Source organism: Urinicoccus massiliensis (genome assembly GCF_900120405.1).
Classification (GTDB): Bacteria; Bacillota; Clostridia; order Tissierellales; family Peptoniphilaceae; genus Urinicoccus; species Urinicoccus massiliensis.
In genome coordinates this window covers 974160-987767 of sequence record NZ_LT635493.1, presented here as the reverse complement: position 1 = coordinate 987767, position 13608 = coordinate 974160, and the positions used below count along the sequence as shown (strand labels likewise).

General features: G+C 45.1%; 14 protein-coding genes. 1 reads left to right on the top strand and 13 read right to left on the bottom strand.

Annotation, left to right across the window (positions count from 1 at the left end):
• Nucleotides 1-9 precede the first annotated feature (9 nt).
• The 12 genes from BQ7400_RS09260 to BQ7400_RS09205 form a co-directional block, all read right to left on the bottom strand.
• Nucleotides 10-318 (bottom strand): V-type ATP synthase subunit F, encoded by a 309-nt coding sequence (locus BQ7400_RS09260; RefSeq protein ID WP_072470274.1) that lies wholly within the window; start codon nucleotides 316-318, stop codon nucleotides 10-12.
• Nucleotides 311-1321, bottom strand: coding sequence for a V-type ATP synthase subunit C (locus tag BQ7400_RS09255; protein ID WP_072470273.1), 1011 nt, complete (start codon nucleotides 1319-1321; stop codon nucleotides 311-313). Before BQ7400_RS09255 ends, BQ7400_RS09260 begins: the two co-directional genes overlap by 8 nt.
• Nucleotides 1322-1329: 8 nt before the next feature.
• Nucleotides 1330-1884, bottom strand: coding sequence for a V-type ATP synthase subunit E (locus tag BQ7400_RS09250; protein WP_034437781.1), 555 nt, complete (start codon nucleotides 1882-1884; stop codon nucleotides 1330-1332).
• Between the two features lie 8 nt (nucleotides 1885-1892).
• The gene (locus BQ7400_RS09245; protein ID WP_072470272.1) at nucleotides 1893-2372 is read right to left on the bottom strand and encodes a V-type ATP synthase subunit K; all 480 of its coding nucleotides are present in this window, start codon (nucleotides 2370-2372) and stop codon (nucleotides 1893-1895) included.
• A gap of 18 nt (nucleotides 2373-2390) precedes the next feature.
• Nucleotides 2391-4304: a V-type ATP synthase subunit I gene (locus BQ7400_RS09240; protein WP_245759430.1), complete on the bottom strand. Its 1914-nt coding sequence runs from the start codon at nucleotides 4302-4304 to the stop codon at nucleotides 2391-2393.
• Between the two features lie 14 nt (nucleotides 4305-4318).
• Entirely contained in the window at nucleotides 4319-4645 is a 327-nt protein-coding gene (locus BQ7400_RS09235; protein WP_144019932.1) for a hypothetical protein, read from the bottom strand.
• 94 nt (nucleotides 4646-4739) lie between these two features.
• Nucleotides 4740-4973, bottom strand: coding sequence for a hypothetical protein (locus BQ7400_RS09230; RefSeq protein ID WP_072470270.1), 234 nt, complete (start codon nucleotides 4971-4973; stop codon nucleotides 4740-4742).
• 147 nt (nucleotides 4974-5120) lie between these two features.
• The gene (locus tag BQ7400_RS09225; protein WP_034437776.1) at nucleotides 5121-5963 is read right to left on the bottom strand and encodes a 3-hydroxybutyryl-CoA dehydrogenase; all 843 of its coding nucleotides are present in this window, start codon (nucleotides 5961-5963) and stop codon (nucleotides 5121-5123) included.
• Nucleotides 5964-6007: 44 nt separating this feature from the next.
• Nucleotides 6008-6787, bottom strand: coding sequence for an enoyl-CoA hydratase-related protein (locus BQ7400_RS09220; protein WP_072470269.1), 780 nt, complete (start codon nucleotides 6785-6787; stop codon nucleotides 6008-6010).
• Nucleotides 6788-6822: 35 nt separating this feature from the next.
• Nucleotides 6823-8007, bottom strand: coding sequence for an acetyl-CoA C-acetyltransferase (locus BQ7400_RS09215; protein WP_072470268.1), 1185 nt, complete (start codon nucleotides 8005-8007; stop codon nucleotides 6823-6825).
• 379 nt (nucleotides 8008-8386) lie between these two features.
• Complete coding sequence (gene clpB / locus BQ7400_RS09210; protein WP_072470267.1) at nucleotides 8387-10957, bottom strand: ATP-dependent chaperone ClpB; 2571 nt, start codon at nucleotides 10955-10957, stop codon at nucleotides 8387-8389.
• A 14-nt stretch (nucleotides 10958-10971) separates the two neighbouring features.
• Complete coding sequence (locus BQ7400_RS09205) at nucleotides 10972-11907, bottom strand: J domain-containing protein (RefSeq protein WP_034437772.1); 936 nt, start codon at nucleotides 11905-11907, stop codon at nucleotides 10972-10974.
• 196 nt (nucleotides 11908-12103) lie between these two features.
• On the opposite strand from BQ7400_RS09205, the gene BQ7400_RS09200 reads away from it, so the two are divergent.
• Nucleotides 12104-13030 (top strand): nitronate monooxygenase, encoded by a 927-nt coding sequence (locus BQ7400_RS09200; protein WP_034437771.1) that lies wholly within the window; start codon nucleotides 12104-12106, stop codon nucleotides 13028-13030.
• A gap of 63 nt (nucleotides 13031-13093) precedes the next feature.
• Here BQ7400_RS09200 and apt read toward each other — a convergent pair whose 3' ends face one another.
• Nucleotides 13094-13606 carry an adenine phosphoribosyltransferase gene (gene apt / locus BQ7400_RS09195; protein ID WP_034437770.1) on the bottom strand — a complete coding sequence of 171 codons (513 nt, stop codon included), beginning with the start codon at nucleotides 13604-13606 and terminating at the stop codon, nucleotides 13094-13096.
• Between the last annotated feature and the right edge of the window lie 2 nt (nucleotides 13607-13608).

The window sequence follows — 13608 nt, the reverse complement described above, 5'->3', positions numbered from 1 at the left end:
AAGTCCCCCTTACAATATATTTGCACCAACGGCTTTTTCAACATTTTTGTTGAGCTTGTCCATGCCAATGCCAAGGCTTCCCTTGTTGGATGGAATTAAAATAATCGCCGGTGTCATTACTTCGTCGTATCTTGCAATGGTTTTTGGTATCTTTTGGGCCAGGTCTTCGGTGATGAAAATCACCCCGTATTGGTCCTTGGCCAAACCATCAATTTGATCTCTCGCCTCTTCTGCTTCGTAGGCAATATACACATCAATTCCCAGGGCTTTAAAGGCCGTTACCGAATCCTTATCTCCAAGAACTGCGATCCTATACATAACTATCACGTAGCCTTTCTTTTATACTTTCACTGGGAATGTCATTGGCCTTGGCAATTAAAATCAAGCGCAAGTTTTTGATTTCCATTTCCTTGGCCAGGCCATAAGAAAAAATTACTTCCGGCCCATAGGTCATGGTCTTGCTTTGTTTAATCAAGTCCATGCAATACCGGTTCAGTTCGGCTTCCAGTTGGCCCAGGGAGTTTTTCTCATCAAAAACGTCCAGGCCTCGCCGGACATACTTGGCAATTTTCGTCTGGGTAAAGATCTTGCTGTCACTATCCAGTTCTGCATTTAGGTAGTCGTAATAGTCTTTTTTGGGAATTTCCCCGCCATCATAAAGGACCTTTTGTAAAAACTTTAAGTCCATAACCTTGGTCTTGTTCCGGAAGAAGGTCCCTATGTTGGAAAAGTCAATATAGGCCTTTATATAGTCCCGAAACATGTCTACGTCCATTTCATCCACCAGCTCTTGCATCCTCTGGATTTGTGCCCGGTCGATGTAGAGGTCAATGTCCTGAGGATCTGACCACTCTTCATAGATGGCCATGGCCTCTTCCACGATTTTTATGGCCCTAGACAAACTCTTGGAGGCAATCTTGCCTTCATGGTTGTTTAAAAGGTCCTGGGCCTTTTTAATATCCAAAAGCCCCAGGGAAACATAAGAGGTTTCCAAGTCTTGCTGGGTCATGCTTTCCTTGGCCAAGACCTTGAGGTTGTGGTAGTAGTATTCCACGGACAAGAGGTCCACAGGCCCTGGGTCCGGTGAAATTTCATACAGGTCCTTAAAGGTCTTGACAAGCTCTTGTTTCAAGACATATTCATAGTCCCGGTCATTTCCCAGGGAATGGATGGCTGTTTGGTAGACTGAGTCGGACAAGATGTGCAGGGCCTCGCTTAGACTTTTGCTTTCCACCAGCCTTTGGTAGCTGGCCTGGTTTAAAAGTTTTTTCTCTAAGACCCGAATCCTTGCAGAAGCTTGGATGAATTTACTTCTATCCATTTTTCCTCCTATTTTTCAAACAGCTGGTCTGAAACCATCTTTTCCAATTCGTCCTTTTTAGACTCTATCAAGTTATCAAAGCTGCCGTTATAGATAATATTTCCAGAAGATAAGACAAATCCTTGGTCTACAAAATCTTCCAGAAGCCTTACAGGGAGGTTTTCCTTTTGAACCTCTTGGTAGTATTTTTCCGGAACTCTTAAAGAGTAGGCTTGGCTGTCGCCCACTTGGGCCAGGGCTTTTTTTAGATAGCCTATAAAGCTCTGGCTATCCATGGCCTTTAACTGGTCCTTAACCCGGGCCAGGACGGCATCTACCACTTCTTCTTCCTTGGCAAGAATCCGGTCTCTGGACTTGAGGCTGTTTTTAGACTTGACCTTTTCATAGGCCACCTTGGCTTCTTCTTCAGCCTTTTTAAGGATCCTATGGTAGTCGTCTTCCCCCTGTTTTTTCTTTTCTGCCAGAATGGCTTCTTTTTCTCTATTGGCTTGGTCTAAGATAACTTTAGCTTCATTTTCTGCATCGGCATGAATTTTTTCTAAAATGTTATCTAAATTCGACATAGGTCCTCCTAGGCTTGCATCATGATGAAGAAGGAAATAGCAAAGGCAAGAATGGCGTACAATTCAACCATAACTGCGTAGATAATTCCCTTAACTTGTTGTTCTTCATTTTTGGCCAGGATGTTGATCCCGCCAACGGCCACCTTACCTTGGGCAATGGCTGAGAATAAACCGCCTAGGCCAATGATGCCCCCGGAGATCATGTACATAAAACCTGTACTTACTTCCAGTTCTGGCTTAAGGTTCAAGAAGATAAAAAAGCCAATTACAAAGCCGTAAAGACCTTGGGTTCCTGGTAACAATTGTAGAACCAAAGACTTACCGAATTTTTCCGGTTCTTCAATAACGACGCCAGAAGCTGCTTCCCCGGCCATTCCTACACCCTTGGCTGAGCCAATTCCAGCTAGGGCCACTGCGAACAAGACACCAAGTGCCCCCAATACTAAACCACCATTTGCTGCAAATAAATCTGTTAATGCTACTGTCATTATTCTTTCCTCCTTAAATTATTTCACATTGAAATATTCAGAATCTTCAACAAACTTCCGGAAGGGGCGTCCTCCCCCTTCATAGAACTTATTAAACATTTCTACATAAGTCAGTCGGGCCGTATGGACATAGGCTGATAGATAGGATAAAAATGCATTAAAAAGTTGGAAAACTAAGAAAATAACTAGGCCAAAGAGAATTCCTAAAATTCCCTTGCCAAATAAAATACCTGAAATCATGTTGACGGCAACGGCAATAAAAGAGCCGGATAAAACCAAGGCCATGAGCCGGAAATAGGAGGCAAAGTCTCCAATGTAGTTGGCCAAACCGTAGAGAGAGTAAACCCCCCAGCCAATCTTGCCACCAATGCTTTTTTCCGCCCGACCTCCCGTCAAGAGGATCCCTACCATACCGATAATCATGGTGACAAATAAAATTTTTGCCACCAGGGGTTGGATGGTTAGGACCTTGGAGATTCCTGTTCCAATAGCCCCTACCAGGGTCATATACCAAAAACCTACGTCATACAAGGCATCCAGGGGTTTGTGGTCCCGGATGTCCATATAGGCTTGGAGGCCCAGGCCAAAGAAGAGGTGGATACCTCCCAGGACCATGGATAAAAGAACCATTTCCATAACCTGGTTGGCCGGGTCAATTAAGGACGGCAGGGGGACAATTCCTCCCAGGAAGGAGCCGAAAATCAAGCCCCAAATCATGGTCGAAATGGATAGGTAGTTAAAAAATTGAATAAACTGCCGTTTCCCCTTGTCCAGGTTGAAACACTTCAGGGCCAAAAGGGTCCCGATAAAGACCAAAAGTCCATAGCCCAAGTCCCCAACCATAATTCCTGCAAAGAGGAAGTAGAAGGGGGCGAAAAAGGGCGTGGGGTCAATTTCATTGTATTTTGGATAGGCATACATGCTGGTTAAAAGCTCAAAGGGCTTTACCAGCCGGTTGTTCTTTAAGAGGATGGGAACTTCTTGAGAATCCCGGTCCGCATCCTGGGTCAAAAGATAGTAGTCTTGACCTAAAATCTTTTGGACCCTGTCTTCAAAGTCTGTCAAGGCAGGACTGGGAACATAGCCTTCAATTAAGTCCATGTTTTTCGTCGTTAGGAATTTTTCCGAAGAGGCAAGTTTAAAGCGCTCATTTTTTAAGTAGTCATGGTAGACTTGAAAATCTTCCAAATAGACAGTCATCTTGTGGGCATCTTCCTCAGCCAGGTGGATTTCTTGGTCTCTTTTTTCAATTAAGTCCTGGCTTCTTTGAATCATATCCCGAACCCGACCCTTGACTTTTAAGTCTACTGAAGAAAATCCCAGCCTTTTAAAGAGGTCTGCTGCTTCTTTTTCTTGGGATTTTTCCACCACCACCAGGTAGTAGCTGTAGTCCTTGTCTTGGTAGACCCTGTCCAGGTAGACATAGTCCAGGTCCAGGATCTTTTTTTCAAATTCTTGGTAGTAGCGACTGGGGACCTGGCCGGTTATGGCCTTGACCCTGGTGAACTTATCTAGGTCTCCCGGGGCCACAGGAAGTTTTTCCCAGGGCTTGAGTTCTTCAATATGACCGGAAATTTTCTCTATGGCCATATGCCCATCTTCAATTCGGTGGTAGATGTCTAGGACCTCTTCATAGTGGTCCTGGTAGGGAAAAATTTGGGCCCTTTGCCGGATTTCTTCCAGGCTAAGGGTCTTGTTTCCGTCAATGAGCTCCCGGAGCTTGGGCTTTTCCTCCTGGTAGCCTTCTAAAAAGTCAATGATAAACTTGACCTGGTGGATGGCCGCATCGGTGCTGACAATGTCCTCCCTGTTGTAGGTCAGGTCTTCTTTTTCAGACTTACTTTCAATTAAATACACATCTTCAAAGTTTTGCAATTCATCTAAAAGCTGGCGTCTCTTTTCCTTAAAGGAAAAAAGGCGGAACTTTTTCATCTTGACAATAGCCACTAAACCACAACCTTTTCTACAATCGATTTCACCAGGTCCGGAAAATCCTCTTTCTTCATGTCTTCCAGCCTTTGGACTTGGCTATCTGTTTTGGCCAGGAGGTCTTGAGAATCTTCTTGGGCCTTTTTTTCCATGTCCCGAATCTTCTCCTCTTCCATCTTTCTGGCGCGGTCTATAAGGTCTTTATATAGAGAATCTGCTTCTTCCCTGGCCTGGTCCAAGATTTCCTTGCTCTTGGCCCTACTGGCAGCCAATAGGTCTTCTGCCTCTTTTTCAGCCAATTGAATTTTTTCAACAGCAGCATCACTCATATCCTTCACCCCCATTTTTAAATCGTTGATTTTTCATACTTTTTATTTATACCCAATTTAAAGCCGGTCTAGTTAAAATTCACACAAAAAAGGAGTTTAGCAGTAGAGCTCACAAAGAAACCCCTAAAAGGGCCCAGTGGTCATCTTTTATCCCCCGGCGACTTTCTCCCCGGAAGGGTCTGCATAAACTCCTTGGTTTATTTTGGTGTTTTCTAAAGAAACGGCTCTTATGGACTTGTGGACAAGGGTCTGTTAGATACTTGTCATGGTTGAACTTGGACAAAACAAGCTCCTGATAGCCTTGTTTTTCAAGTCCAAGTCCTTTGAAGATTTTCCCAACCATGATTTTCACTCCATTTCTTGTCTATAGTTTTATTTTACATAATTTCATGGCGGTTTTCAATATCTTTTCTTTTTTTCTCCCCTTGGAGGCCCTTTTGGACAGAAAAAAACTGCAGGCTAACCGAAGTCAACCTGCAGAAAAGTTCTTTTATTTGCTGTAGTCGTAGAAGCCTTGGCCGGTCTTGCGACCCAGGCGTCCAGCCCTGACCATCTTCTTTAGAAGTGGATGGGCCCGATACTTGCTGTCCCCAAATTCTGTATAGAGAACATCCATAATGGCCAGACAAACATCCAGACCAATAAGGTCCCCAAGTTCCAAGGGTCCCATGGGGTGGTTGGCCCCAAGCTTCATGGCTGTATCAATATCTTCTGCACTGGCAATGCCATCTGCATAGATGCCAATTCCTTCGTTGATCATTGGAATTAGGATCCGGTTTACAACAAAGCCGGGAGCTTCTTCTACTTGAACAGGAGTCTTGCCGATTTCCTTGGCAATGTCAATGATTTTTTGGTTGGTTTCGTCGGAAGTAAGCATTCCACGAATGACTTCAACCAATTTCATCATGGGCACCGGGTTAAAGAAGTGCATACCAATGACCTTGTCGGGTCTTTGGGTTGCTGCTCCAATATCTGTAATGGATAGGGAAGAAGTGTTGGATGCCAGGATGGTCTTTTCATCGCAAACTTGGCAGAGTTCTGTAAAAATTTGTTTTTTAATTTTTGCATTTTCTGTTGCTGCTTCAATGACCAGGTCACAATCTTTGACATCTTCAAGCTTGTCTGTGGTTTTGATGTTTGCCAGAACAGCTTGTTTTTCTTCTTCTGTCATGCGTTCTTTTTTAACACTACGGCTTAAGTTTTTATCAATGGTTTGAATTGCTCTTTCCAATTGTTCTGGAGCAATATCCCGAATAATCACTTCGTGCTTGCTGGCTAATGTTTGGGCAATGCCAGATCCCATGGTTCCTGAACCAATCACACCAATTTTCATATGCTATTTCCTCCTAACACATCTTAGAGAGCTTGCCGACAGGGTTAACGCCCCTTAAACTCCGGTTTTCTCTTTTCCAAAAAGGCCTTCATGCCCTCTTTTTGGTCCTCTGTTGCAAAACACAGGGCAAAGTTGGCTCTTTCGATATCCATTCCTGTATCAATGTCTGTTTGCAGGCCATCATTAATGGCTTGTTTGGCATAGCGAATCGCCAATTGGGACTTGGATGCAATTTCCTTGGCCATCTTCATGGCTTCGTCCATTAAGTCTTCCGCTTCCACAACCTTGTTGACCAGGCCAATTTCCAAGGCTTCATCGGCCTTGATGTTGTTGGCTCTGAAAATCAATTCCTTGGCCTTACCCGGTCCAATGGTCCGTGCAAGTCTTTGGGTGCCACCAAAGCCGGGAGTGATTCCCAGACCCACTTCCGGTTGTCCCATCAGGGCCTTTGTCGAGGCGATACGGATATCACAAGCCAGGGACAACTCGCACCCTCCACCGAGGGCGAAGCCGTTAATTGCAGCAATAACCGGTTTGGACAACTTTTCAATCAAGAGGAAGGTGTCCATGCCCTTTCTGGCAAAGGAATTGCCTTCTGTTGCATCGAGGCTGGACATTTCTGCAATGTCTGCCCCGGCAACGAAGCTCTTTCCTTCTCCAGTCAGAATGACCACTTTCACCTCTTGGTCCTTGTCCAGCTTCCTAAAACAATCATTGAGTTCTGTAATCACTTCACTGTTTAAGGCATTTAAACTTTCGGGCTTGTTAATTTTTACTAGGGCAATTGCATCATTTACTTCTGTAATTAAATACTTGTAGGCCATGTCCTCACTCCCTTTCAGCTTTGTTTGAGACCCTATTAGTCACGTTCTACAGTAAGGGCTGTACCCATACCTCCACCGATACATAAGGTTGCAAGACCCTTCTTGGCGTCTCTGTGTTTCATGGCATAAAGTAGGGTAGTTAGGATACGGGCTCCACTGGCTCCAATGGGGTGACCAATGGCAATGGCTCCACCGTTGACATTTACCTTGTCCATGTCTAATTCTAATTCTTCAGCAACAGCTGCTGCTTGAGCTGCAAAAGCTTCGTTTGCTTCAATTAGGTCTACATCCTTAACTTCCCAACCAGATTTTTCAAGAGCTTTTCTTGAAGATGGAATTGGGCCGGTTCCCATGATGCTTGGATCCACACCTGCGGAAGCGTAGTTTACGATAGTTGCTAGGGGTTCTACACCAAGTTCTTTTGCTTTTTCTTCACTCATGATCACAAGCATAGCAGCTCCATCATTGATACCAGAAGCATTAGCAGCAGTAACAGAACCTGTGCCATCTCTTAAGAAGGCTGGTTTTAAACCGGAAATACCTTCTAGAGTAACTCCGTCACGGATGTGTTCATCTTTGTCGATAACTTTTGTTTCTTTACGTCCCTTAACTTCTACAGGTACGATTTCTTCGTCAAAAGCACCTTCAGCCCGGGCTTTTTCAGCACGGTTTTGACTAGTTACAGCAAGTTGGTCTTGCATTTCACGAGTGATGTTAAATTTCTTAGCAATGTTTTCTGCAGTCATACCCATGTGGTAATCGTTGAAAGCGTCCCAAAGACCGTCTTTAATCATTTCATCTATGATTTTTTTGTCGCCCATACGAGCTCCCCAACGTGCATCAGGAATAAGGTAGGGAGAACAGGACATAGATTCAGTCCCACCGGCTAATACAACGTCAACATCTCCAGCCTTGATCATTTGAGCTGCTAGAGAAACAGACCGTAAACCAGAACCACAAACCTTATTTAAAGTCATAGCTGGTGTTGTAATGGGGCATCCTGCTCCTAGAACAACTTGACGGGCAATGTTTTGGCCAAGACCTGCTTGTAAAACATTTCCGATAACTGCTTCATCAACTTGGTCAGGTGTAATTCCTGCACGTTTGATGGCTTCTTTTGCTGCAATAACCCCTAGTTCAACAGCCGGAACAGTCTTAAATGCTCCTCCGAAAGAACCTACTGGTGTTCTGGCTGCACTTGCAATGACTACTTTTTTCATAGTAACATACTCCTTTTTACACTAACTATTCTAAACTACAGTCGTACAAATGATGCATTGCTTGATCCCGCTAAACCGTTTGCAATGTTCATTACTATTATACTGTAATTCTTCTTAAAATGTCAATATGTCAGAAAGTTGACGAAAGGCCCATGCTTTGTAAAATACAAGCTTTTAGGTCTTTTTGACCCCTGAATTTATCCGGGAAAGTTTTCCTTGTTTCTTGGATTTTTCCCTTTTTTGGCCTTTTAAGAAAAATTTTGGAAGAGCCTGCTCCTTAGGGCGGCACATTTCCTTCCATAATAAGCATACCCAAGGAAGATGCTTTTAAACGACTTGCTTAAAAACTTTCCTTGGGTAGTTTTTTATCTCTATTCTTTTAACTGTGGACAATTTCCAGGTCATCTTGACCCTTGACCACCTTGAGATTGTCGTTGTCTTGGACATCTCCTTGGATGATCAAACGGCTGAGCTTGGTTTCCAGGGTCCTTTGGATATATCTTTTTACAGGTCTTGCCCCGTATTGGATATCAAAGGATTGGTCTACAATATAGTCCACGGCATCTTCGTCAATGCTTAAGTGGATGTTGCGGTCTTTTAATTGGTCTGCAATGACTTGGACTTGGAGACGGACAATCTTGTCCATTTCTTCCTTGCCCAGGGGCTTAAAGAGAACAATATCGTCAATCCGGTTTAAAAATTCCGGCTTAAAGGCAGCCTTTAATTGTCCTTGGACTCTTTCCTGAGCTTCTGGAGTGATTTCCCCGTGGTCTTCAATGCTTTCAATAAGGTCCAAAGACCCAATATTGGACGTCATGATGATAACGGTATTTTTAAAGTCCACTGTCCGGCCTTGGTTGTCTGTCAACCGACCATCGTCCAAGACTTGGAGAAGGATGTTAAAGACGTCGGGATGGGCCTTTTCAATTTCATCAAACAAGATGACACTGTAGGGAGCCCGGCGGACGGCTTCGGTTAATTGTCCTCCTTCGTCATAGCCCACATATCCTGGAGGAGACCCTACCAGGCGGGAGACGGAGTGCTTTTCCATATATTCACTCATGTCAATCCGGATCATGTTGCGCTCATCGTCAAAGAGGAGTTCTGTCAGGGCCTTGGCTGTTTCTGTCTTTCCAACCCCGGTGGGGCCCAGGAAAATAAAAGAGCCAATAGGACGGTTTTGAGCCTTGAGACCTGCCCTTGCCCGTAAGACGGCATCGCTAACGGCATCAATGGCTTGGTCTTGGCCAAAGACCCGTTTTTTCAAGAGGCTATCCATTTGCAGGAGCTTGTCTCTTTCTGTTTGGGCCAACTTGGCTACGGGAATCCCTGTCCACTTGCTGACGACTTGGGCAATTTCTTCTTCTGTAACTTCTTCTTTTACCATGGAGTTTTTGGGTTTTTCATTCCCCATACTGGCCTTTAATTCTTCTTGAAGTTTGGGAAGTTCCCCATATTTTAATTGGGACAATTCTTCCAGGTCATAGCGTCTTTCTGCATCTTCAATTTGGTGTTTAACCCGGTCGATTCTTTCCTTAATGGTCTTTTGGCCATCCAGGGCCTTCTTCTCATTTTCCCATTGGGCCTTTAAGGCGTCGTACTTGGCCTTTTCTTCTGCCAATTCATTTTCTAAATTTTCCAGACGGCGTTTGGACCCCTCGTCTGTTTCCTTTTTCAAGGCTTGGGCTTCAATCTCCAATTGAAGAATCTTGCGACGGACTTCATCGACTTCTGTCGGCATGGATTCAATTTCTGTCCTTAACATGGCACAGGCTTCGTCCATAAGGTCAATGGCCTTGTCGGGTAAAAATCGGTCTGTGATATAGCGGTCAGACAGGGTAGAGGCTGCAATGACGGCCCCATCTGAAATGCGGATTCCATGATAGATTTCGTATTTTTCCTTGAGACCCCTGAGGATGGAAATGGTGTCCTCTACGCTGGGTTCTGCCACCATGACCTTTTGAAAGCGCCTTTCCAAAGCCTGGTCGCTTTCAATATACTTTCGGTATTCGTCCAGGGTTGTGGCCCCAATCATGTGGAGTTCTCCCCGGGCCAAAAGGGGCTTTAAGAGGTTGCCGGCATCCATGGCTCCTTCGCTTTTCCCAGCACCAACAATGGTGTGGATTTCGTCAATGAAAAGCAAAATTTGCCCTTGGGAGTCCTTAACTTCATTTAAAACTGCCTTGAGTCTTTCTTCAAATTCTCCACGGTACTTGGCTCCGGCAATCAGGGCCCCCATGTCCAGGGAGTAGATGGTCTTATCCTTTAAACCGTCTGGCACATCCTTGTTGATGATCCTTTGGGCCAGGCCTTCTACAATGGCCGTTTTTCCTACACCAGGTTCCCCAATTAAAACAGGGTTGTTCTTGGTTCTACGAGATAAGATCCGGATGACATTACGAATTTCATCATCCCGACCGATGACAGGATCCATCCGGCCCTGTCTGGCATCTTCTGTCACATCCCGGCCATACTTTTGCAGGGCTTCATAGCTGGCTTCGGGATTGTCTGTTGTCACATGTTGGTTGCCTCGAATCTTCTTCAGGGCCTTTAAAAAACCGTCCTTGTCAATGCCGTATTTTTTAAAGATGGACTTGTCCTCTCCATCCATCAGGGCCAGGTAGAGGTGTTCTACGCTGACATAGTCGTCCTTAAAGTCCTTGGCAATTTTTTCAGCATCTTGCAGGACCTTTTGAAAATCTGCCGAAGGATAGACAGACCCACCCCTTTGCTTGGGCAGGCGGTCCAGACCGGCAATAAGGTCTGCTAGGACTGCATCTGGAGAGATATTCATATAGGTTAAAATTTTTGGAATTAAGCCTTCCGGGTCTTCCATCAAGGCCTTGTGCAGGTGGATGGGTTTTATTTCAGAGTTGCCATAGTTTTGGGCACTGGTTTGGGCCCCTTGGACCCCTTGAAGACTTTTTTGGGTAAATCGTTCAAAATTCATGATACCCGCCTCCTTTATTTACTTGTATTTTTTTCTAATTTTCTTAATTCTTCATAACACTTTATTTCTTCCGGCGATAACTTGGCCGGCAGGCTGATTTTAAATTCAATATAGAGGTCGCCCCTCTTTCCCTTCATATCCTTAAAGCCCTTGTTGGGGACCCTGAGTTTATGACCGGATTTTACTTGGCTGGGGACCTTGAGTTTGATTTTTCCATCCAGGGTTGACACGGTAATGTGGTCTCCTAGGGCTGCTTGGGCCGGTGTGATTTCCACAAGCTTGGTTAGGTTAACCCCCTTTAGGGATAGGTTCATCCCATCCATAACGTGGATTTTAAAGAGGACTGACCCCGGCAGGCCATACTTGGCCCCATTGATCCGAATCTTCTTTCCATCGGTTATCCCCGCGGGAATTTTTACATCCATATCAATGGTTTTGCCCTGGTAGTTCAGGCCCAGGGACCGGGTGGTTCCCTGGTAGGCATCTTGGATGGATACCGTTAGGTCACTTTCGTAAATGTCTTGAGGTTTTTTGCTCCCCCGGCCTCCTCGACGGCCTCCAAGGTCGGAAAAAATATCCGAAAAATCAAAACCGCCGGATCCGCCACTGGCCTTTTTCTTGGACCCTCCAAAGATGAGGTCAAAAAAGTCAGAAAAATCAGACCCGTTTCCTGTTGAACTGTAGCTGTAGCCATATTGACTTGGGTCGAAGTTTGCGCCCCCTTGGAAATTGTAGTTGGAACCAAAAGTATCATACTTTTGTCTCTTTTCCGGGTCGGATAAGACCTCGTAGGCTTCAGAAACTTCCTTAAACTTTTCTTGGGCCACCTTGTCATCAGGATTCAAGTCCGGATGGTATTTTTTTGCCAACTTCCGATAGTGGGATTTTATGGTTTTTTGGTCCGCCTTCTTATCGACACCAAGTATTTTATAATAATCTTTATATTCCATAAGCATTCTTCCTTTCTGCGTCAATAAGATTTATTGACCATCTTTGACCTTAAATATAGTATACACATTTCCCAGGGAAAATGCAAGTCTTTATCGGTAAAATTTATTGTTTTTTCCCGGCGGAAGCCTACCATCTTTTCTCCTTTTCTTGTATAATTTGTATATAAGATAATACAGACATGCTAAAGGAGTTTTTATGAAATTAACAAGCTTATTAAATATAGACTATCCCATTATCCAAGGCGGTATGGCCCATATCTCTAGGGCAGACCTGGCCGGAGCTGTCTCCCAAGCTGGAGGCCTGGGCGTTTTAGCCAGCGGTGGCTTGTCCTTGGAAGAAATTCGCGAAAATATCCGCCGGATAAAAGAAATCACCCAAAAGCCCTTTGCCGTCAATGTGGTCTTGCTCCATCCCCAAATCCGGGACCTGGCCCAATTGGTTATTGACGAAGGCGTGGAATACATTACCTGTGGTGGCGGAAACCCCCTGCCCTATTTTGATTCTTGGATCAAGGCTGGTATCAAGGTCCTGCCCTTAATTGGCAATGTAAAGATGGCAAAAAAAGTCCAAGCAGCTGGAGCCCTGGCCTGTATCTTTGAAGGGGCTGAAGCTGGTGGCCACATTGGCAGTCTAAACACCATGGCGGAACTTCCTGCCATTTGCGATGCCGTAGACATTCCCGTTATTTCCGCTGGAGGAATTTACACAGGCCGGCAAATCCTGGCTGCTGAAATTTTAGGTGCCCAAGGGGTCCAAGTGGGATCCAAGTTCCTCTTGGCAGAAGAATGTCCTGTCCACATCAACTACAAAAACTACCTCATTAACGCCCTTGATTCAGATACCGTTGTGACCGGGGCCTCCTTTGGCCATCCTGTCCGGGTGGTAAAAAACCGCCTCACAGACCAATTGCAAAAATTAGAGGCAGAAGGGGCCTCCCAAGAAGAATTTAATGCCATGGCCCGGGGAGCTGGTGGCCTGGCTTGCGACCAGGGAGATACCGAGTGGGGGTCTGTCATGGCCGGTCAAGGCCTGGCTTATTTGGAAAAAATCCAACCTGCCCGGGAAATCATCCAAGACCTTATGAACCAATACAAGGAAGCCAAGGCCTCCTTGCTAAAATAAGACTAGAAAAAAAAGGCTTGTGGAAACTATTTTTTAGTTTCCACAAGCCTTTTTCTTTTTTCTTTAATATTGGAGGACGGAATAGACCGGTGTGGGTTCCACCCTCTTGCGGCCATCCAGGTCCTTTAATTCAATTAAATAACAAAAGGCAACCACTTGGGCCCCCAGGGCCTCTACCAAGTCCTTGCTGGCCTCGGAGGTTCCCCCGGTGGCAATAAGGTCATCTACAATTAAGACCTTGTCTCCCGGATCCAGGGCGTCCTTTTGAATTTCCAGGCTGTCTTGTCCATATTCCAGGCTGTAGCTTTTTTGTATGACTTCCGCCACCAGCTTGCCGGGTTTGCGCACTGGAACAAAACCGCACTTTAATTCATGGGCCATGGCTGCTCCCAAAATAAAGCCCCTGGCTTCCACCCCTACAATGTGGTCAAAATCTATGTCCTTGACCTTGGCCACCATTTGGTCCAAGGCTTCTTGGAAGGCCTTGGGGTCTTTTAAGAGGGGGTTTATATCCCGAAAGGTAATCCCCTCTTCCGGATAATCTTTAAGTGAGCGTATTGATTGATATAAGTCCATTT

Coding starts and splice junctions, on each gene's coding strand:
- BQ7400_RS09260 (WP_072470274.1), bottom strand. CDS start 318: ATGTATAGGATCGCAGTTCTTGGAGATAAGGATTCGGTAACGGCCTTT.
- BQ7400_RS09255 (WP_072470273.1), bottom strand. CDS start 1,321: ATGGATAGAAGTAAATTCATCCAAGCTTCTGCAAGGATTCGGGTCTTA.
- BQ7400_RS09250 (WP_034437781.1), bottom strand. CDS start 1,884: ATGTCGAATTTAGATAACATTTTAGAAAAAATTCATGCCGATGCAGAA.
- BQ7400_RS09245 (WP_072470272.1), bottom strand. CDS start 2,372: ATGACAGTAGCATTAACAGATTTATTTGCAGCAAATGGTGGTTTAGTA.
- BQ7400_RS09240 (WP_245759430.1), bottom strand. CDS start 4,304: ATGAAAAAGTTCCGCCTTTTTTCCTTTAAGGAAAAGAGACGCCAGCTT.
- BQ7400_RS09235 (WP_144019932.1), bottom strand. CDS start 4,645: ATGGGGGTGAAGGATATGAGTGATGCTGCTGTTGAAAAAATTCAATTG.
- BQ7400_RS09230 (WP_072470270.1), bottom strand. CDS start 4,973: ATGGTTGGGAAAATCTTCAAAGGACTTGGACTTGAAAAACAAGGCTAT.
- BQ7400_RS09225 (WP_034437776.1), bottom strand. CDS start 5,963: ATGAAAATTGGTGTGATTGGTTCAGGAACCATGGGATCTGGCATTGCC.
- BQ7400_RS09220 (WP_072470269.1), bottom strand. CDS start 6,787: ATGGCCTACAAGTATTTAATTACAGAAGTAAATGATGCAATTGCCCTA.
- BQ7400_RS09215 (WP_072470268.1), bottom strand. CDS start 8,007: ATGAAAAAAGTAGTCATTGCAAGTGCAGCCAGAACACCAGTAGGTTCT.
- clpB (WP_072470267.1), bottom strand. CDS start 10,957: ATGAATTTTGAACGATTTACCCAAAAAAGTCTTCAAGGGGTCCAAGGG.
- BQ7400_RS09205 (WP_034437772.1), bottom strand. CDS start 11,907: ATGGAATATAAAGATTATTATAAAATACTTGGTGTCGATAAGAAGGCG.
- BQ7400_RS09200 (WP_034437771.1), top strand. CDS start 12,104: ATGAAATTAACAAGCTTATTAAATATAGACTATCCCATTATCCAAGGC.
- apt (WP_034437770.1), bottom strand. CDS start 13,606: ATGGACTTATATCAATCAATACGCTCACTTAAAGATTATCCGGAAGAG.